This is a genomic window from Rhodococcus sp. IEGM 1372, assembly GCF_030056835.1.
Taxonomy (GTDB): Bacteria; Actinomycetota; Actinomycetes; order Mycobacteriales; family Mycobacteriaceae; genus Rhodococcoides.
In genome coordinates this window covers 16976-38015 of the sequence record NZ_JASHKS010000015.1, presented here as the reverse complement: position 1 = coordinate 38015, position 21040 = coordinate 16976, and the positions used below count along the sequence as shown (strand labels likewise).

Below are 21040 nucleotides of genomic sequence, written 5' to 3'. Positions count from 1 at the left end.
TCCGGGCTACCCGTTGATCTTCGACGTGGACGTGCCCCACTCGGCGTCGCGCAGCTCCTTCTTTCGGATCTTGCCGGTCGATGTCTTCGGCAACTCGACAATGAATTCGACTGCGCGCGGGGCTTTGTACGACGCGATAGCCGATTTCACGTGCGACACGAGCTCTGCCTCGGAGGCGTCCGCACCCGGCACCAGCACCACGAATGCCTTCGGTCGCTCTCCCCATTTGTCGTCGGGAACTCCGATGACCGCCACGTCGGCGACGGCTGGGTGGCTGGCTAGTGCCTGTTCGACCTCTATCGTCGAGATGTTCTCGCCGCCGGAAATGACGACGTCCTTGGCGCGATCGAGCAGCTGAACGTACCCGTCGGGATGCATCACCCCGAGGTCTCCTGAATGGAACCAGCCGCCCGCGAAGGCCTGCGTCGTACCGGCTGCGTCGTCGTAGTACCCCTTCATGACGTTGTTGCCGCGCATGACGATCTCACCCATTTCGACGCCGTCGGGTTCGACGTCGATCAACGTTCCGCCTGCATCCGGCTTGTCTCGCACCACGCGCAAACGGTCGGCAGTGAGCATGCCGACTCCCTGTCGAGCCAAGCGCTGAGCCTGGTCGTCGGCGTCCAATTCGAGCCATTCCTGTTTCGCCTCGCACACCGAGTACGGACCGTAGGTCTCGGTGAGGCCGTACACGTGTACGAGCGTCGCTCCCAGCGCTCGGATCTTGCTGATGATCGTCGGACTCGGTGGAGCGCCCGCCGTGACGATGGTCAAGGGTCTGTCGAGCGAATGCGCCTCTGCGGCAGTGGCAAGAGTGGTCAGCACCGTCGGCGCGCCGGCAAGGTGATCGACACCGTTGTCGATGGCCGACCAGATAGCGTCTCCGCGCACTCCGCGGAGGCACACGTGCGTGCCCGACGCGGCCGTGACCGCCCAGGTGGTGCACCATCCGTTGCAGTGGAACATCGGCAGTGTCCACAGGTATCGGGTGTCGATGCCGAATCCCTGGTGGTGCAGTTCTCCGAGCGAATTGAGATAGGCACCGCGGTGGGTGTACATCACGCCCTTGGGTCGACCGGTGGTGCCCGAGGTGTAGTTGATCGTGATGGTCGACGTCTCGTCGTCGACCTCCCACTCCAGTGGATCGTCGGAGCCTCGCTCGAGGAAAGCATCGTATCGAGTGGTGTGCGGCAGCGTTGCGTACGTGCCGTCGGGGGCGGGTGTCTCGACGATCTCACGGACCGAATCGGCGATCGGATCTGTTCCGAGCCCGGACAGCAGCTCCGAATCACCCACCAGCAGAACCGAACCGGAGTGATCGCAGATGTAGCGAACCTCGGCGGGCGACAGTCTGGTGTTGATTGCGACCAGAACGGCACCGGCCAGCGGAACCGCGTAGTGCGCGAACAACAGCTCCGCAGAGTTGGACGCGATGTAGGCCACCCGATCTCCGTGGCCGACACCCGACGCGCGCAGTGCGTGCGCGAGCCGGGTGACGTCGGCAGCGAACTGCTCGTAGGTGAATGTCCTGGGCCCGTCCACCACGGCGGTCTTGTGGGGGTGGATCTCCGCTGCGCGTTCGAGAAAGCGAAGGGGCGTCAGGGGAGTATCGAGACCGGTCATGGCAGTCAATGTAGCGCGCACTACGAGGCCAGATCGGATTTGTCGATACGTTCGCGCCCACCGGTAAGGTCCGCGCGTTCGGCGGCGGCACGGCCGGCATGCGATCCCGCTGCATTGTCGCTGCTGAACCTGATCGTTCTCGTCGTCGGATGCCGGGCCGCGAACGCTCGGTCGACTGCGTCGGTTCGTTCCGCCATGATGGGCACCAGCGCAGAGCCGTGTTGTCGAGTGGCGGCCGCGGTGGCGCGGTCGCGTGCTTCGGTCAGTCGTTCGCCGATACGGTGGGCGTAGGCGATCAAGAAAGCGTTGCGGAAACTACGGGTCCGCGCTGCCGGCGAATCGGCCACCTCGTCGAGTGCGCGCGTCGATTGCACGAGTAGCGAGGTGTAGAGGAGCTCGCACAAATCGAGATCGACGGGCATGCCGATGATGCTGGCCAGCAAGTACTTCTTCTTCCACAGTGTCCTGGCACCATTTGCATGGCATACGCAGTGCAGCAGAAGCAGTTTGGCTTTGGAGTACGGATTGCTCACCATGATGCGTCGCGTGATGACATCGTCGATCAGGCTGCGAGGGTTCCCCACATCGAGAAGCACGCTGTCGATCGCGTAGCGCGTCATCAAATCCTGGGCTTTGGCCGATAACGCCTCGGCCTCAGCGGGGAATTGCGTCGACTCGGCCTTGGCCAGCAGCCCTCGGATTCTGCCGAGCATCTTCGAGTCCGTGGCTCGCCGGGGGCCGGTCGCTGCCGACTGTGAGGTCCACCGGGCCGGAGGGGGCAGGAGCTTCTCGAGAGGCAACAGCCATGTCGAACAACCGAGTACGAGCAAAAGGGTGTACCAGGACTGCGCCGACGATCGTCGGTTGTACGAACGCCACCGCTGAAGTCTCTCGGCTGTCTTGCCCCCGGCGGAGTCGACGTGCAGCTCGGATAGCTGATCACGCCATGAATCCGGAGCGAGGCGCTCGGCCGAGCTTCGCGCCGTGTGTGCTCCGATGGCCTCGACCATGACCACTGTGCCATCGCCTCCGGCGCACTGAAGCGTGACATGAACGAGTTCGGCGGGCTGCCAACCGTTCTCGAACGCCGTGTCGAGAGCATCGTCGAGTGTTCGAGCCGCCCGATCGAGTATCGAACCAGCCTGTTGCTCGGCCACAGCGGCCAAACGTTCCGCAATCAGCCGGACCCTGTCTTTCCCCACTGATCCGAGTTGGGCGAATCCGATTCCGCCGTCGAGCAATTCGCTCGGATCGGCATCCTGCCACGCGCTGGTCGCCCGCGTGTACTTGAAAAAACTGTCCAAATCGATACGACTCATCGTCGTCCCCTCCACGTCCCCCGGTGTGGTCACCGAACTGTTCGGTGAGACGCAGAGTAGGGGAGGGGTCCGACAAACTTTTCGAACGTGTCAGCGAGGGGCAAGCATCTGCAGCAGTTCCTCGACCGACGGCAGACCGGGGATCACGGGAAGGTTCGGAACAGAGACGGCGGCGGGCGGTGCCGTCAATTCGATTCCGCCGAGCGCGCCCAAGACGTCGTCGGTGTTGGTGCTGCTCGGTCCGTACGTGTTGGAGGCGACGACGAAATCATCGCCGATCGACGCTGACGCGACAACACTCGACCGGTCGTCGGCCCATCCCCACTTGCTCCCCGTCACGCCGGCCAACTGCTGGGTGCCCCAGTCCTGAACCATTCCGTCGCGTGCCACAGGAGCCGCGGTGTTCATCCAGGAGAGGACCGGGCTTGCGGGATCGGTGCGCTTCTTCGCCGCCAAGAATCGCACGGTGTCGGCTGTGCTCGTGGACGAGCTGCCCCAGAAACCTCCCCGCGAGGTAGAGGTGAGTCCGTACTCCGCGGCGGTCGCCGATATGGCCTGGGGGTACTTGTTGTCGAGCGTCGATGCGGCACTGTCGTCGCTGACCTGGATCATCCGCGCGGCGAGGTCGAGGTCTCTCGGCGAACCATCGCCGAAGCGGACGACGTAATCGGCCATGTAGAGCTTGACCGTCGACAGTCCCGGGCGCGCCGAATTGTCCTCAGCGCTGCCCACATAGGTCCCTGTCGGGAGATGTTCGTACGACAACGACGTCCGTGCCGAGACATCGGAGAGGTCGCCGGGTGTCGGCAAAGCCTGGGCCGGTGCCGCGCATACCAACGCCATGGCAATACCGACAATTGGGACAGCGGTTCTGGTGAAGATGCGTCGCAGGGCCGGCATCTCGTGCTCCTCGAGGTGTTGGCCCGCCGTGAGTCGGTGACCGATGACTGTAGTTACCCCGATAGTAGACGCTTCAACCTCGAGGCCGTCCGGATGAATGCGACGTTGTTGCACTCGGAGTGACCGAAAGGCACATTGATCCCAACCGGGAAGAGCGATCGGTCAGGAGCGGCGCAGCGTCGAGAGCAGTGCTTTGGAGCGTCGCAGTGGGCTTCGACTCGAGTCGGCCGGCCACGTGCTGGGCAACTCGATCGGGTCCGTCAGGCGACCGGCGTTGAAGTCGTCGACCAGGTGTCCGACGGTTTCCTGCGCGCAAGATTTGTTGGTGCCGATGAATCCCGAGGGGCCACGCTTGATCCAGCCGGTGACGTACGTGCCGATCGCCGTCGACCCACCTACTTCCTCCAGGACGCGCCCGCCGTTGTTGGGAATGATGCCGGCACGATCGTCGAACGGAACTCCGGGGAGCGCGACGCCGCGGTAGCCGATGGAGGTGAGGACAAGCCCGGCCTCGACGACGTCCACGTCGCCGGTCGGGACGCTGCGAACCACGTCCTCGCTGTCGGCGGACAGGCCCATCCGCTCGAACTCGACGCCCGTCACTCGATCGGTGCCGAGGATGCGGGTGGGGGAGAGAAGATAGCGCAGGGTGATTCGCCTGCGGCCGTCGCTGTGTTCGGGGGATTCGTCGACGTGGCGAAGCAACTGCAGCTTCTGCGCCACGGCGTGGGGAAGGTCGTCGGTGCTTGCGAGTCGGACGGTGACTGGATCGAGCGCGAGTTCGCTGCGGTCGATGGCCAGGTCGATATCGGGGACGGTCAGCAGCCCGGCAAACTCGGGAACGGTGAAGGCGGACTGCGCCACGCCGCGGCGACCGACGACGACCACCTCGCGAATGGAGCTGTGGCGCAATGCGTCCAACGCGTGCGGAGCGATGTCGGTCCGAGCGAGCGCATCCGGATTCATCGTCAGAATGCGGGCGACGTCGAGGGCAACGTTGCCGTTGCCGACGACCACCGCGCGCTCGTGCGAGAGGTCGAATGTGCGATGTGCGTGGTCGGGGTGGCCGTTGTACCAGGCGACGAAGTCGGTTGCCGAACTGCGCCCGGGCAATTCGGCACCGGGAATGCGGAGCTCACGATCCGATGAAGCCCCGACCGCGTAGATGACGGCGTGGTGGGTGTCCATCAACTCGACGTGTGTGACGTCCTTGCCGACCTCCACGCCGAGGTGGTACGTGAATCCCTCTTGCGCAGAGATGGTTTCGAATAGGCGAGATACCTGACGCGTCTTCTGATGATCGGGTGCAACGCCGAGTCGAGCGAGGCCGTGTGGTTGTGGGAGTCGGTCGTACACGTCGACGCTCACGCCCGGCTGCGTGAGCAGCTCGTCCGCGGCGTACATCGCCGATGGGCCCGATCCGACGATCGCGACCCGCAGCGGCTGACGATCCCGCGAGACCGACGCAGCAGACGTGACCGGTGCCAGGATGGGCCGAGGCGGGCGCTCCTGTTTGTAGAAATCCGCATTGATCGTCAGGAACGGCAGTTGTGCCTCTGTCAGTTTCGCCTTCGGCACAATGGCATCGACTGGGCAGGCCGAGACGCACGCGCCGCAGTCGACACACGACTGCGGGTCGATGTGCAACATCTCCGCCGTCAGGAAGTCCGGCTCGTCGGGAGTGGGATGAATGCAGTTGACAGGACACGCGTAGACGCACGATGCGTCGCTGCAACATGACTGGGTGACGACGTGGGGCATGAGGTTTCCTGACGGCTGGGGCGCGAGCTATGCGGCGAACTGGCTGGAACTGCGGTCGGGTTCGCTGCGGAAACGGGACGCTTTGCCGTCGATTCCGCACAGCTTCCACATCAGGCGAGCGGCGCGATTCATCATTCCGGTGTCGTTGGCCAGCATGCGGACGTCTCCGAAGTAGTCCTGCAGTGCGTGCTGCGACTCCGGAGTGCCCCAGAACAAGTCCTTTTTCACCTGCTTCGGGATGTCGAACTTCGTCCAGAACTTCTTCGGCGGAATGACGATGACGTCGCACAGAATGCGCATCGTGATCGGGAAGGCCAGCGAGAGCAAGAACCGTCCGGCCTTGGACATCTTGGGGACGCGGCGACGCAGCAACTGGTGTGCGAACGAGATGTGCCGCGCTTCCTCGGCGACGTGAATTGCCATGACACTCTGCATGATCGGGTGGATTTCTTCACCGGACCGCAGGACCGACTTCTGAATGTGGTCGATGGGCTCCTCGCCTGCGAGAACGCCGACGAAGAACAACTCGGGCAACAAAGTGGCGAACAGGGGGATGAACGGCGACAGCATCTTCATCGGGCGACTCATGCCGGGAGCATCGGAATCGACGCGGTTGACCATCTCCTGGAACATCAGGGTGTGGTTGCATTCTTCGATGGATTCGTGGGTGCAGTAGCGAGCCTCGGCCGAGCCGTTGGGCAGCGAGAACACGTACTGCATCATGCCGCGGATCAGAATGTTCTCGAACTGAAGACCGACCTTGGCGACATTGGCCTGACGCCACATGCCGATCTCGATCTGCTTCTCGAGCGGCAGTGCTCGGTACCAGGCGTGGCCGCCGATCGGGTCCGTCTTCGCGGGCAGTACCCAGCGAGGATCGTTCGCGGGCACCGCGAACTTCTCGGACTCCCAGTCGATATCCACGTACGGGTCGAAGTGCTTATGAACAGAACCCTCGGACAACAGGGTGAGTGTCTCGATGTATTGCTGCTCGTCCGCGGTGTCGGTATCGACCGAAACGGACGTGGTGCCTGTCGTCAGTGTCATGGCTTCTCCAAACGAGGTGCGAACATGGAGTTAATGTAACCCCAGTTAACACGAAAGGGAAGCGCGCTGAAAAACCGTGTTCGGTTTCCGTCTATTGTTCGTCCGAACGTTCGTCGGATACCTCGGCCACCTCGTCGGTCTCGAACAGTTGCAACTGGATCGCCGACGGATCGACCACCGGCGTGACCTGTTCGGGTGTGCTGCGCAGTACCTCGCGCAGCGCAGCCACGGCGCGGCCCCATTTGCCGGCTTCGCGGTCGGCCTCGTCGACGTCGCAGTGCTCGTCCCCGAGATCGGCAGCGACCGCCATGCCACGCCACGACGCCTCCTGCTCGGCGCTGATGCGCAGGTAGGAGGCGACGACATCGCGATCGGAGTCGCAACGTTCGAGGACGGTGTCGAGGTCGAGTGGCTCCGCGGATTCGGCTATCAGATCGACCAATTCGAGCAGACCGTCCGGAAAGTCCTCGGCCTCGATCGGGGGCGGCGTCGGTTCGCCGAGCGCTCCACCGAAATCCTCGGCGAATTTCTCGTCGACCTGCTCCCATACGTGACTGAGCATCCGCACTGCCCACAGCAAGTGATCGGCGACGAAGGGGGAGCCGCTCACCCGCACCTGGGCGACGATGCAGTCTTGGACCAGGTGCAGCATCACATCGGGTAGCTGCAAATTGAGATCGACCAACAACTCGGCTGCGCGGGTTCGTCCCGACACGGCGTGCACCAGCGTCGAATTGATCTCGACCACAGGCTCGGTGGGCTTGACCGACAAGTATGCGGTGCCGTTGACGAACCGCAGGGGGATGTCGCCGTCGGGGTCGTGATCCGGCGGGAAACCGAACCACGGCTCGAGCGCTCGATCGACCAGTTGCTGCAGGTGTTCCTTGCCCTTGGGCTGTACGCACATCGGAACGACAGTGATGCCGGGCTCGGGGGTGGCGACGTCGAAACTCGGTACGTCGTATCGGCCGGTGGCGCGCGAGCTCAGGAACGACGGATGCGGGAGACCCCAGATGTCACGGAACACCGCAACGGTCGTCTTGGCCAGATCGTCGGACCAGGATCGATTCCGGTCCACGTGCGGTGCAGTCGGTTCGGAATCGACCGACATGCGAAACCCCAACGCGCTGAGCGCTTCCCGCTGCTCTTCGGTGATGGCACGGCTGTGATGCAGGTGCTCGTTCGCCGGGATCTCGCAGCGAACCATATCGAGATCCCAGGCGTAGAACTGCACGCAGGCTGCGGTGTCGGGCACGCCGTCGGTGCTGTCGTATCGCGACTCGATCACCAGCGCATCGCCGTCGCGCATCGCGCTGACGTAGTCGCCGAGTCTGCGCTGGAACTGCATCCAGGCAGCGTCGACGTCGAAGTCGAACTCGAGTGAATCGCTCATGTCGGCTCCTTACCCAGATCGCGTTGGCGTAACGCACAGTCGGTGACGCTAGCGGCGACCACCGACACGGTCTCGGTGTTCGCGGGGGCCGTCACGACGACGCTGAATCCTCGACCGAGCTGTGGAGCGGGTCGTGGTGAGACTCCTCGTCGATCACACCGAACGGCAGGGCCTCGGCGACACCGTCGAGCACTGCCGGACGCAACGCGTGCGGAACGGCGAGTACTTCTTCGATCTTGACGAGGATGCCCTGCTCGATGAGGGATCGGACGCGGTGGTCGATCAACTGCGCCGTACGCAGATCCTCACCGTCGAGTTCGGCGTAGTCCTCGCCCTCGTTGTTGATGGGGAGCTCGTCCGTCATGGCGGCGAGCAGCGTCTGTACCGCGAACGTGTTCGCCAGCGAACGTGACACATCGGGGTCGTCGGCATCTCCCGACAGCTGGACGCGAACGTGTTCGGCGACCAGCTCGTGCACCGTCTCCGCGCCTCGGCCGGCCAGCGAATGCGCATTGTCGCCCGGCCTGGCGGTGTCACCGTCGATGCGAATCAATTCGGTCGCGATGGCCGTCGACCAGTAGTCGACCGCGGCACCCACCTCGAGCCGGGCGGGATCGAGCGGGGTGGAGCCGACCGCGCGCTGCAGGTCGGCGTCCTCGCCCACCGCCAACCCGTCGGCCACGCGCGCGACGATGTCGTCGAGGGCGGGTAGCAGCGGCAACGCGGAGATCGCGGCGAGTTCCTGGGCCAGCGAGACGTCGGGCAGATCGATGTCGTCGGCGTCGAGCATGTCCGGCTCGTCGCCTTGGAGGAAGTCCGAGAGATCCTCCATGCAGTGCGAGTAGTCCTCGGGAGTGCCGTCCCAGAGATCGGTCTCGTCGAGGAAGGTCAGGTACTGCAGTGACGTGAGTACCAGATTGACCGCGGTGTCCTCGGCCGTGTCGGACTCGTCCTGCAGGATGCGTTCCGCGGCGTCCACCAGCAAGTGTGCATCGGCGGGCAGCCAGGCACTGGGGGAAAAGCCGTTACGGGCTCCGGCCAGCTGGGTCAGTGTCGACGACACGAGTCGAGAGATCGCCTCCGATTGTTCCGACATCTCGCTCTCGTCGAGCCATTCGACGAAACCGTTGATCAGATCGGCGATGCGTTCGGTGACGGCACCGGTGGGGGCCGGTCGGGATTGCTGGTGGCGCCGTTGCCGGGCCTTGGTCTTTTCTGCACGTTTCTGTCCGCGGTTGGCAGGCCGCTTCGATCCCATGACTGCCAGCTTATCGGTAGGCATGTCCGGTTTCGTCGATCCGTGCCCTCAGCGAAGTAGGAACGAGCCCGCAGATGCAGGAAGAGCTGGATTCGATGCGCGACGATACAGCTCTGCGGGTCGGCCGCCGCCTGCGGTCGAGGTTGTGCCTGTCCCTTCGAGCGACCCGATGACGTGACGTCGGAACGTGTCTTTCGGCAGAGCGCGATCGAACACGATCTCGTACACCTCGCGAAGTTCGAGAAGGGTGAACTCCGCGTCCGTCAACAGTGCGGGATCGACCTCACGCGCGTAGCGATCACGGAGGTCGAGAACTGCCTCGGTCACCATGGTGCCGTGGTCGAAGGCCAGTGTCGACACCGGTGCGGAGTCGTCTATCGGCATCGATTCGGTTGTGGGAGCCAATGATCGAGCCGAGATTGCTGCGCCGTGCGCCATCGACAGGACCCAGCCGCGGTCGTCGCGGTCGGGATCGTCGAACATCCTCAGCTGGTGAAAAGTGAGATCGATCAAGTCGGCCTTCGTCCTCAAGGCGCGGTCTGCCGCGTCGGCGAGAGTCTCCGACGGTCGCAGAAAGGTGCCCGGTAGCGCGGGGCCGCGCTCCGACGGCACCACGACGACGTGCAATTGCTGTTCGCGGACGGTCAGTACCGCCACGTCGACTGCCACGGAGGGGCGCGGGTAGTCGGTCAGCGCGTTGCCGTCTCGGTCTCGCCAGGTCATGCGTTGCAGCTTAGCGCAGTAATGATCTATAGTTAGCTCAACATCGATCTAAGGGGTAGGTATGCAGTTGACTGACATTCAGCACGATCGAGCGCGGGGCGTTCTCCTCGGAACGGCAGTGGGTGACGCCTTGGGCGCGGGCTACGAGTTCGGATACCCCTCACCCGAGACGACGATCGCCATGGTCGGCGGCGGCGCATTCGATTGGGCCCCGGGGGAATGGACCGACGACACCTCGATGGCGCTCTGCGTCGCGCGTGCTCTCGAACAGGGCGGAGACATCGACGACATCGCCGAGAATTTTCGCGCGTGGTTTGCCCAGAACCCTCCGGACGTAGGAAATCAAACGCGCTCCGTGCTCGCGCAGACCACACTCAGCGGCTCAGAGATGACCGCGGCGGCAGCGTCACTGTCGGGTAGAACCGGCGGCAACGGATCGCTCATGCGTACCGCACCCGTCGCCTTGGCCTACCTCGACGATGCGGCAGGATGTCGAGCTGCTGCTGCACGGATCAGTGCCCTCACCCATTTCGACCCGCATGCCGGTGAGGCATGCCAATTGTGGACTCACGCAATTCGATACGCGGTTCTTCGCGGTACATACGGCGGGGTGCGTGAATTTCTGGCCGCCGCCGAAGCCGACGTCCGTGAGTTCTGGCAGCCCCTGCTCCACCAGGCACAGGAGGGACAGCCGTCCGACTTCCCTAACAACGGCTGGGTGGTCCACGCTCTGCAGACGGCGTGGTGGGCAATCCATCGATCTGCCGACGCGGACCGGCCTCTGCCTGCCGCTCTCGAACTGTGTGTCCGAGCCGGCGGCGATACCGACACCACGGCGGCCATAGCCGGAGGGCTCCTCGGAGCGCGCTGGGGCGCATCGGCGGTGCCGAGCGAATGGCGCGACATCGTCCACGGCTACCCAGGGTTGCGCGCCGACGATCTCGACCGAATCACCTCGAACATCATTGCAGCGAAGGGGAGTTCATGACAATCATCGACGTCGTCCAGGGCGACATCACCGACGTTGCCGCAGATGGGATCGTCAATGCCGCCAATGCACGATTGCTCGGCGGCGGGGGAGTGGACGGTGCGATCCATCGAGCCGGTGGGCCGACGATCCTCGCGGAGTGCAAGGCGCTGCGGGCCACCACCCTGCCGCACGGCCTCGACGTCGGCGCAGCCGTCGCCACCACCGCGGGCAGACTTCGCGCCGGCTGCGTCATTCACACTGTCGGCCCGCGCTTCTCCCCGCACGAGGACAGATCTGAGCTGCTGCGACTCTGCTATGCCCGAAGTCTGGCGCTGGCAGCGTCGATGAACCTGAAGTCCATCGCTTTTCCCCTGATCTCCGGCGGGTCCTACGGATGGCCGATGCACGACGCAGTCACCCAACAGGTCGTGGCAGTGAAAGCTGCCCGGCCGTCGGTCGACCTCGTCATGCTGATCGCCTACTCCCGCGAAGCCGCGAACCTGACGCGGCGGCTGGTGGGCTAGCTTTCGCAGGCTACCCCGTCGCTGTTGCCGTCGAGCTTCGGTCGGTAGCCGGGCTCACCGACGCGGATATCGGTGGCTCCCGCTTCCCTGGCAGCCGTGCAATTTTCGTAGTACACGCTCTCGGGTGCGTCGACGAACGGCGCGGGAGCGGTGTAGACGGGCTCGGGTGTGTACACCGGCTCCGGCGTGTAGACGGGCTCCGGGATGTACGCGGGCTCGGGCAGCGGGATGTATTCCGTTGTCGTCGGTATCTCGACGACGGCGGCGACTGCTTCGGTCGTCGGGGCTGCGGTGGTCGTGGTCGGGACCGGGGTGGTTGTCGACGGCGGCGCGGTGGTCTTTGTGACCGTCGGCAACGCGGGCACGGCCGCGACCGGTGCGATGGCGGTTGTGGTCTCGGGTTCGGTCGTGGTGGTCAGCCCCATCACGAACAGGGCAGGGAGGACGGCGATGGCAGGTACCGCCCAGACCTTGCGGCCCCGCGCGGGTGACGAGCGCAGGTACACGACTCCGCTGCCGACCAGCAACGCGCCGACGAGCAGCGCGCCGAACTCGAACGAGACCACTGCCCCGATCAGAAAGAAAGTACCGAAAACAATCGCGGCCCAAGCGAATACCTTCCCGAACAGGGGGCGGCGAGGCGCTCGAGCCTCGGGTGCCGGTCGCTGAAAGGGCGGCGGGTAGGCGCTGGTCATGTCGAGGGGTCCGTTCGGATCGAGAGAGGTGTCGATGTCGCGGCCGAGATGTCACCCGCGAGACCGGAAGCAACCGTCTCGTTCTATTCGAACCGGTCGGTCGCATTTCCGTTCACCATGTCGTACCGACGGGGTACCTCGTTACATCCCGTGCGAGAACGGCAACCGCTCGATCGGTAGTGCTCGCGAAAACCGCCGATCGCAGTAATAGAACTGCCGTCGGGATCGGAGACCGATACGAGCGGCATCGACGGCTCGACTCGTCGCACAGAATCTGTCGGTGGCTCGAGTAGGGTCGTCACGAGCCCGAAATCGGGCACCGATACGAGCAGGCAGGGGACAGCGACGGTGTTGACGCTTCATCGCGCCGAACGCGCCGGAACGCTCGCGGCTGCACTGGCCGACATCCTGTCCGTGCCGTTGGACGATCCGTTCGTGCCCGAGATCGTGTCGGTCCCGGCGAAGGGCGTCGAGCGGTGGCTCACACAGCGACTGTCGAGCACACTGGGCGGTTCGGATGGCGACGGCATCGCAGCCAACATCGACTTCCCGAGCCCGACGCGGTTGGTCTCGCGCGCCATTGCTGCGGTCGACGACATCGATCCCGACGACGATCCCTGGGCTCCGGGCCGGGTTCTGTGGACCGCGCTGGAGGTGATCGACGACTGTCGCACCGAAGCCTGGGCGTCGGTGTTGTTCAAGCATCTCGGTGCAGGTTCCGAGGATCACCGGGTGGGACGCCGCTGGTCGACGGCATCGCATGTGGCAGAATTGTTCCGCACCTACGGATCTCAACGTCCCCAGATGCTGCGCGACTGGTTCGACGGGCGTTTCACCGACGGCCACGGTGGCGATCTCGACGAGGACCTGCTGTGGCAACCGCGGGTGTGGGCCGCGCTGCGCGAGCGAATCGGCAGCCCGAGCCCAGCCGAGCGCCTGCCGCAGACCTGCGCCCGACTCCGGGATGCACCGGAGTCGGTGGACCTGCCGAGCAGGTTGTCGGTGTTCGGTCCGACCCGGCTGACAACCGATCAGCTCGAGATATTGAGTGCGCTGTCGCAGGCTCGCGACGTGCACATCTGGGTTCCGCATCCCAGCCCGTCGATGTGGCACACCCTCGCCGAGATCCCGGCGGTGACGCGCCGACGAGACGACACGACAGCTCTGGCCGTCGAGCACCCACTGCTGGCCGGCCTGTCGCGAGACGTGCGAGAACTCCAGGCCACCATCGCGTCGGTGGCGACGCACACCGTGCATCACGAGGGGCCGCAAGCAGCGAACACTCTGCTCGGTCGAATTCAGTCGGACATCACCGCGGATTCGTCTCCTACTCCCGAATTCGAGGACGGCACTACGTTCGCCGACGGATCGGTGCAGATTCACGCGTGTCATGGACCGGCTCGCCAGGTGGAAGTTCTGCGCGAATCGTTGCTGCATCTGTTCACCTCCGACCCGACGCTCGAACCACGCGACGTGCTGGTGATGTGCCCGGATGTCGAGACCTACGCGCCGCTGATCCGCGCGAACTTCGGGCAGACGGCGCTGGTGCATCCGGGGCACCGGCTACGGGTGCGGCTGGCCGATCGGGGCCTGCGTCGTACCAACCCTGTCCTCGACGTCATCGCCACGGTGCTGGATTTCTCGGAGGGTCGGGTGACGGCGAGCGAGCTGTTGGACTTCGCCGCCAGTGGTCCGGTGCGGGAGAAGTTCTCGTTCACCGACGACGATCTGGAGCGACTGCGCGAGTGGGTGACGAGCTCAGGTGCCCGCTGGGGTTTGACAGTTCGGCAACGAGAAGCGTACGGCCTGAACGGTTTTCGCCAGAACACCTTCAAGTCGGCGCTCGATCGAATTTTGCTTGGAGTGGCCGCGGACGAGACTCGGAACGAGTATCTCGACCTGGCGCTGCCTCTCGACGATGTCGACAGCAACGACATCACTCTCGCCGGCCGCTTCGCCGAGCTGGTGGACCGGCTCGCCTCGGTGCTCCGGGCACTTTCCGGTCCGGCATCGGTGACCGAGTGGACGCGGCAGCTGGGGCGCGCCCTCGATCTCCTCGCCGACGTGCCCACAGCCGACGAATGGCAACTGGCACAAGCACATCGCGAGATCTCCGATGCCACCGAACACGGCGGCACCGCCGAGCTGCGGCTCGCGGACGTGCGTGCCATGCTGGCCGGAAGACTGGCCGGCCGACCCACCCGAGCGAACTTTCGAACCGGCGAGCTGACCGTGTGCACCATGGTGCCGATGCGCTCGGTGCCGCACCGAGTGGTGGTGCTGCTCGGGCTCGACGACGAGGTGTTCCCCCGAGTTGGCAGTATCGACGGAGACGACATCCTCGCCCGTGATCCGGCCGTCGGCGAACGAGACACTCGCAGCGAGGATCGGCAACTGCTCCTGGACGCGGTGATGTCGGCCGAGGAGAAACTGCTGTTGTTCTACACCGGAGCAGACCCCGTCGACGGGTCGGCCAAGCCGCCCGCGATCCCGCTGCGTGAGTTGATGGACGTGCTCGAGGTGACCGCGGGCGGAAGCGTCGAACATCGGCATCCGCTGCAGCCCTTCGACCCACACAATTTCGAAGCCGAACACCCGTTCAGCTTCGACACGGTGGCCCTGGCCGGAGCCGTCTCCCAGCAGCGGACGCCCGATCCGGTGGCACCGTTTCTGCCGGACGCGCTCCCTGCTGCCGATTGCGGGGACGTCGAACTCGCCGAACTCATCGCCTTCGTCGAGAATCCGGTGCAGGCCTTTCTGCGGCAACGGCTCGGCTTCCGCGTTCCCGAGCTCGAGGACGACCTGGCGGACAGCCTGGACATCGAGCTGGATCCGTTGTCCCGGTGGAACATCGGTGATCGGATGCTCGCTGCAGTGCTCGCAGGTGGGGACATCGGAGAATTCGCCGACGCCGAGTGGCGGCGCGGAACCCTTCCGCCGTTTCATCAGGGTCGCCGTGAGATGTCCGACATCCGGCAGATCGTCGGAATCATCGCCGACGCGGCCGCTCCCTTCCACGAGGGTCCGGCCGAGACGATCGACGTCGCGGTCGATCTCGGCGACGGCCGACGCCTGACCGGCACCGTCACCGGAATCCACGGCCGCACGCTGGCACGTTCCTCGTACTCGCGACTGGCAGCCAAACACCGGCTGGCCGCGTGGGTGCGGTTGCTGGCGGTGGCGGCATCGGAGGCAGGTGACTGGAGCGCCGTCACCATCGGCCGCGCGAGCGGGATGCGCCCGCCTCGTCGCTCTCGGCTGAGCGCCCCGCCGGATCCCGTTGCCGTACTGAAAGATCTGGTGGACTTGCGTGATCGTGGAATGACGTCGCCGCTGCCGATATCGACCGGTACCGCATCGGCGTATGCAGAGAAGCGGTTCGGTGGCGGGTCCATCGAGGACGGCTACGACTCGGCCACGTGGGCTTGGCGGGGTGACTTCGGCGACGGTACCGATCGATCGTTGCGGTACGTCCACGGTTCGGCCTTGTCGTTCCAGGCACTGCTCGCTGCGGCCCCGCTGGCCGACGAGACCGAGCCCTCGAACGAGAAGAGCCGCTTCGGGATTCTCGCTCGAAAGCTGTGGGATCCGTTGCTGATCGCCGAGAACATGGGGAACGCATGACCGCCGCCCGCGGATTCGACCTGCTCGGTCCGATGCCGACCGGAACGACCGTCCTCGAAGCCAGCGCCGGGACCGGCAAGACGTACGCGATCGTGGGGTTGGCCGCGCGCTACGTCGCCGAAGGGATCGCCGAGATCTCGGACCTGCTTCTGGTGACGTTCAGTCGAGCCGCGACCCAGGAACTCCGTGATCGCACCCGAAGCAGGTTCGCGTCGATCGCCCGGGACCTGGCCGACCCGGACACCGCTCGTGAATCTGGGGATCCACTCGTGGCATTTCTGGCCGCAGTCGACGACGCAGAAGTCGACCGGCGGCGTCGACGGTTGCGTAGGGCCTTGTCGGACTTCGACGCCGGAACCATCGTCACCACCCACAGTTTCTGTCAGCGCATGCTCGACGGACTCGGCATCGCAGGCGAGCGCGAACCGGAATCGACGTTCGTCGAATCCGTCTCGGACCTACTCGAACAGGTCGTGGACGATCTGTATCTGCAGATGTTCAGCGGTGACGACGAGGCACCGGCATTCAGCAGGCGGGATGCCCAGCAGTTGGCGTTGTCGGCCGTGGGTGACCAGCAGTCGATTCTGTATCCCGACACCGAGGACTCGGACGACGACAATCGCGAGCCGGCACTGCGTGTGCGGTTCGCCCGGGAAGCGCGCCGGGAGATCGAACGTCGCAAACGCCTGCTCGGTGTGCGCGATTACAACGATCTCCTGGGACTTCTGCATTCTGTGTTGTCGGACCCCGTCCACGGTGAGGCCGCCTGCGCACGAGTGCGAGATCGATTCCGCGTCGTGTTGATCGACGAGTTCCAGGACACCGACCCCATGCAGTGGGACATTCTGCGGCGGGCGTTTCACGGCTCCACGACGCTCATCCTCGTCGGCGATCCGAAGCAGGCCATCTACGCGTTTCGCGGAGCCGAGGTACTGAGTTACCTCGACGCCGTGCAGACCGCAGACCACCTCTACGAGCTCACCGCCAACTGGCGCAGTGATTCGGGGCTGCTCGACGCCCTGCACCATCTGTACGGCGGCGCAGCCCTCGGTCACGACGACATCGTGGTGCACCCGGTCGAAGCGCGAAACCCTCTCTCGCGCATGGTCGGACATCCTCCCCTGCGGCTGCGTTACCTACCGCGAACCGGCGCTGGTCCACTGCGGCAAGGCTTTCCGGCAGTCGACCGACTCCGATACAGGGTTGCGGCAGACGTCGCGGCGGACATCGTCGAGCTGTTGTCCGGACATGCCGAGCTCGAGCGATCCGACGGCCGCCGGGTGATCGAACCGCGTGACATTGCGGTGTTGACCCGAACGACCAAGCAGGTGGCGTTGATTCGGGACGCACTCGACGCGGTAGGGGTGCCGTCCGTCGTGTCGAGCAGCACCAGTGTGTTCGGTACCGAGAGTGCCCGACACTGGCTGTGGTTGCTGCAGGCGATCGAGCAACCCCATCGCACCGATCGCGTACGTCTGGCCGCCCTGACTCCGCTGCTCGGGTGGACCGCTGCGCAACTCGACTCCGGGGCCGAGGATGCACTGTCCCAGGTCAGCAGCCGGCTGCGTGTGTATTCGGTGCTGTTCGACGAGGCCGGGTTCGCGGCAGTCTTCGAGCGGGTGTCGGCCCAGTCCGGACTCGACGCCCGGTTGCTCGCGGTCGAAGCCGGTGAACGCACGATGACCGATCTGCGGCACATCGCCCAATTGCTCAATCGCGCCGCGGTATCCGAGTCCTACGGAATCACCGCCCTCACTCGCTGGCTGACCGACCGAATCAAGGAACCGGCAGCGGGCGGGTCGACCGACCGCAGTCGTCGACTCGACAGTGATTCCGCCGCAGTGCAGATCATGACGACACACGGCAGCAAAGGGCTCGAATTTCCGGTCGTCTATCTGCCCTACGCGTGGGACACGTTGTACTTCAGCAAGCCGTCGACGCTGTTGCTGCACGAGAACGGCACGCGAATCCGAGACGTCGGCGGACCGTCCGGAACGGGCTACGCGGCCAGGAAGATCCTCAACGACCAGGAGGAAGCAGGCGAGGAACTGCGACTGCTCTACGTCGGTCTCACCCGCGCCGAGAGTCGGATCGTGCTGTGGTGGGCCCCGGGCCGAAACACCGCGACGTCCTCGCTGCACCGCATGCTGTTCGGACGCATCCCCGGAATTGCTCTGCCGGAGCCGTCGTACAAGGTTCTCGACGACGCGACGACGGCGAACCGGCTCCAATCCTGGGTCGGCTCGGCAGCAGGCCTCATCTCGGTCGAACCGGTGGGGCCCGGCGAGCCGTCCACCGCACACTGGATTCGTCCCGAGCAACCGCAACTCGACGTCGCTGCCGCACGATTCGATCGAACCCTCGACCTGCTGTGGCGTCGGACGTCGTACTCCGCGTTGACAGCTCACGCTCACGACGCCGCGCCCGCCCAGCCCGAGGTAGGAGTGACCAGCGAGACCGAGAATCCCGAGAAGACGGACGAGCCCGCCGACACGGCCGTGGGCAGCGAATACCCGGGAAGCGAGCACATCGACGAACAGCTGGACGGAATCGCGTCACCGATGAACGGCATGCCTGCCGGCGCGGCGTTCGGAACGCTCGTCCACGAGGCACTCGAACACGTCGACACGTCCGCACCCGATCTGCTGGCGGAACTCGAGCGTCGCTGCGCTGCGGCGGTGGCGTCGCGAATGGCGGAGGTCGATCCGGCGGCGTTGGCCCAAGCCCTTCTACCGGTGATGCAGACACCGTTGGGATTCGGGACGCTGGCCGACGTAGCGCCGCCCGACCATCTGGCCGAGCTCGACTTCGAGCTGCCCTTGGCCGGCGGAGACGATCCGGTGGCGAACACGGTCACGTTGAAGTCCGTCGCGCGCCTGTTGCGTCATCACCTCGATCCGGCGGACGTGCTCGCGTCCTACGCGGATCTGCTCGACGGTCTCGAGTCGACACCACTTCGCGGCTTTCTCACCGGAAGTATCGACTCGGTTCTGCGAGTGGCAGGACCGCGGTACGTCGTGGTGGACTACAAGACGAATCGAATCGCCAGAGGCGATCTGACCACCGGCCATTTCACGCGCGAGAAGATGGCCGAGGAAATGATCCGCTCGCACTATCCGCTGCAGGCCATTCTGTATGCCGTTGCGCTGCATCGATATCTGCGCTGGCGTCAATCGAACTACGACCCGCAACTGCACCTCGGCGGAATCCGATACCTGTTCGTGCGGGGCATGGTCGGACCGCAGACCCCCGCCGGGTGTGGGGTGTTCGACTGGGATCCGCCGGCCGCACTGGTGATCGAGCTGTCGGACCTGCTCGCCGGGAAGGTGACTCGATGACCGGCGTCTCGATTGCGCTGCGCGGTAGTGGAATCCTGCGCACCTTCAACGATGTGGGTGTGCTGTCGGCATCCGATGTGCACGTGGCGCTGCGCCTCGGTGCCCTGGCCGGTGAGTCGTCGGAGAACGTACTGCTCGCCACTGCTCTGACCGTGCGTTCGGTGCGATCGGGCTCGGTGTGCCTGGATCTGCGACGACTGCGGGACGTCACCGTCGACGAGGATTCGGACGTCGATCCGAGCGCACTTCCGTGGCCGGAGCTCGACGACGTGCTCCGAGCACTGAGGGTGAGCCCACTGGTGGTCGGCAGCCCGAATGGACCGTTGCGGCCGCTGAAACTGGTCGACACCGATCAGGGTGAGCTGCTGTACCTGGACCGATATCACCTGCAGGAGAGCACCGTTCGAGATCTGCTCGACGCGCGTTCGCAATCCCATCCCGCCGCCGATGCCGTCGAGATCGGCGACGCGCTGGCCACGCTGTTCGTGGACGAATCGGGCGCGCCGACGGCCGCTCCCGATCGACAGCGAATAGCGGCAGCTCTGGCGGCGACCCAATGGACCACGGTCATCGCCGGCGGACCTGGAACCGGAAAGACCCACACCGTAGCGAGAATTCTGGCGCTCCTCGTCCGCGAACACGGAAGCGATCTGCGCATCGGGCTCGCCGCACCCACCGGCAAGGCCGCAGCCCGGTTGCAGGAGTCCGTGTCCGAACAAGCCGGACTCCTCGGGCTTCCAGCAGATCTGAAAGCGATGACGCTGCACCGACTTCTGGGATGGAAGCCCGGCAGCAAGACGAGGTTTCGGCACGACGCCGAGAACCGGCTGCCGTACGACGTCATCGTCGTCGACGAAACCTCGATGGTGTCGCTGACGATGATGTGTCGGCTGCTCGAAGCCGTGCGTCCGGAGTCTCGGTTGATTCTCGTCGGCGACCCGGATCAGCTGACGTCGGTCGACGCGGGCGCGGTGCTGGCAGATCTGGTGGCCAGGCCGGTGACCGGAATCGAGAACCCGGTTCTTGCGCAGCTCGTCGACGCGGACTTCGCCGCCGCCGAGGATCCCGCGGAAGCCGCTCTGAGCCCGTTCGAGCGAGACCGACTGCGCGGCGGCGTCGTTCGGCTCAGTCGCGGCCGACGGTTCGGCGGAGCCATCGCTCGCTTGGCCGTGGCCGTGCGAGACGGCCGGGGCGACGACGTGATGGCGCTGCTCGAGTCCGGCGCGGAGGAGATTTCGTTCCAGAGCCCCGACGACGTCGACGCCCTGCGCTCCGACGTGATCGACACCGCAGCCGAGGTCACCGCCGCTGCAGTACGCGGAGATGCCACCGCAGCACTGCTCGGGCTCGAGAAACATCGCCTACTGTGCGCGCACCGCGAGGGTCGATGGGGGGTCTCGCGGTGGGACCGGCAGGCGATGGAGTGGGTAGGGGAAGGAAGCGGAACGTTTCTCGATCCGTCACTTTGGTATCCCGGTCAGCCGTTGTTGGTGACGGCCAACGACCACGAGGCCAGGATCTACAACGGGGACACCGGCGTTGTGGTGTTGGGAGACAACGGAACTCCGATGGCAGCGTTCGCCCGAGGTCGTGGCCACGTGTTGATCCACCCGAATGTGCTCTCCTCGGTACACACCGTGTACGCAATGACGATCCACCGCAGCCAAGGCAGTCAGTACGACACGGTCTCGGTTCTGTTGCCCGCCGAGGCGTCGACACTGTTGACCCGAGAGCTGTTGTACACCGCCATCACCCGCGCGCGATCGCACGTACGGGTGATCGGTACCGAAGAGGCCATCCGAGCGGGCGTCGAACGTCAGGTGCTACGAGCGAGCGGCCTGCGCCGAAAGATCCTGTAGTTCGTC

General features: G+C 65.0%; 14 protein-coding genes. 5 read left to right on the top strand and 9 right to left on the bottom strand.

Annotated features, from left to right (window positions below; translation table 11 throughout):
- Positions 1–6: 6 nt before the first annotated feature.
- The 8 genes from QM590_RS14365 to QM590_RS14330 form a co-directional block, all read right to left on the bottom strand.
- Entirely contained in the window at positions 7–1623 is a 1617-nt protein-coding gene (locus tag QM590_RS14365; protein WP_269595439.1) for an AMP-binding protein, read from the bottom strand.
- A 20-nt stretch (positions 1624–1643) separates the two neighbouring features.
- On the bottom strand, positions 1644–2942 hold the full coding sequence (locus QM590_RS14360) for a DUF2786 domain-containing protein (RefSeq protein ID WP_269595440.1): 1299 nt from the start codon (positions 2940–2942) through the stop codon (positions 1644–1646).
- Between the two features lie 90 nt (positions 2943–3032).
- Positions 3033–3842, bottom strand: a complete 810-nt coding sequence (locus QM590_RS14355; RefSeq protein WP_269595441.1) for a hypothetical protein — start codon at positions 3840–3842, stop codon at positions 3033–3035.
- Between the two features lie 162 nt (positions 3843–4004).
- The gene (locus QM590_RS14350; RefSeq protein ID WP_269595442.1) at positions 4005–5603 is read right to left on the bottom strand and encodes an FAD-dependent oxidoreductase; all 1599 of its coding nucleotides are present in this window, start codon (positions 5601–5603) and stop codon (positions 4005–4007) included.
- A gap of 27 nt (positions 5604–5630) precedes the next feature.
- Positions 5631–6650 (bottom strand): AurF N-oxygenase family protein, encoded by a 1020-nt coding sequence (locus QM590_RS14345; RefSeq protein WP_269595443.1) that lies wholly within the window; start codon positions 6648–6650, stop codon positions 5631–5633.
- Positions 6651–6741: 91 nt separating this feature from the next.
- Entirely contained in the window at positions 6742–8043 is a 1302-nt protein-coding gene (locus QM590_RS14340) for a T3SS (YopN, CesT) and YbjN peptide-binding chaperone 1 (protein WP_269595444.1), read from the bottom strand.
- A 91-nt stretch (positions 8044–8134) separates the two neighbouring features.
- The gene (locus tag QM590_RS14335) at positions 8135–9325 is read right to left on the bottom strand and encodes a hypothetical protein (protein WP_283279197.1); all 1191 of its coding nucleotides are present in this window, start codon (positions 9323–9325) and stop codon (positions 8135–8137) included.
- Positions 9326–9349: 24 nt separating this feature from the next.
- Positions 9350–10024, bottom strand: a complete 675-nt coding sequence (locus QM590_RS14330; protein WP_094688299.1) for an NrtR DNA-binding winged helix domain-containing protein — start codon at positions 10022–10024, stop codon at positions 9350–9352.
- Positions 10025–10085: 61 nt separating this feature from the next.
- Between QM590_RS14330 and QM590_RS14325 the strand changes: the two genes are divergently transcribed.
- Both QM590_RS14325 and QM590_RS14320 read left to right on the top strand, forming a co-directional pair.
- The gene (locus QM590_RS14325) at positions 10086–11012 is read left to right on the top strand and encodes an ADP-ribosylglycohydrolase family protein (RefSeq protein ID WP_269595446.1); all 927 of its coding nucleotides are present in this window, start codon (positions 10086–10088) and stop codon (positions 11010–11012) included.
- Complete coding sequence (locus tag QM590_RS14320) at positions 11009–11518, top strand: O-acetyl-ADP-ribose deacetylase (RefSeq protein WP_269595447.1); 510 nt, start codon at positions 11009–11011, stop codon at positions 11516–11518. Before QM590_RS14325 ends, QM590_RS14320 begins: the two co-directional genes overlap by 4 nt.
- On the opposite strand, the gene QM590_RS14315 is transcribed toward QM590_RS14320, so the two are convergent.
- On the bottom strand, positions 11515–12084 hold the full coding sequence (locus QM590_RS14315; RefSeq protein WP_269595448.1) for an excalibur calcium-binding domain-containing protein: 570 nt from the start codon (positions 12082–12084) through the stop codon (positions 11515–11517). The genes QM590_RS14320 and QM590_RS14315 overlap by 4 nt on opposite strands.
- A gap of 477 nt (positions 12085–12561) precedes the next feature.
- On the opposite strand from QM590_RS14315, the gene recC reads away from it, so the two are divergent.
- The 3 genes from recC to recD are packed head-to-tail and all read left to right on the top strand — an operon-like array spanning position 12562 to position 21034.
- Positions 12562–15837 (top strand): exodeoxyribonuclease V subunit gamma, encoded by a 3276-nt coding sequence (gene recC, locus QM590_RS14310; RefSeq protein ID WP_269595449.1) that lies wholly within the window; start codon positions 12562–12564, stop codon positions 15835–15837.
- Positions 15834–19175, top strand: coding sequence for a UvrD-helicase domain-containing protein (locus tag QM590_RS14305; RefSeq protein ID WP_269595450.1), 3342 nt, complete (start codon positions 15834–15836; stop codon positions 19173–19175). Before recC ends, QM590_RS14305 begins: the two co-directional genes overlap by 4 nt.
- A complete protein-coding gene (recD, locus tag QM590_RS14300) occupies positions 19172–21034 on the top strand; it encodes an exodeoxyribonuclease V subunit alpha (protein ID WP_269595451.1) in 1863 nt (620 codons plus the stop codon). The genes QM590_RS14305 and recD overlap by 4 nt, the downstream gene beginning before the upstream one ends.
- Positions 21035–21040 lie beyond the last annotated feature (6 nt).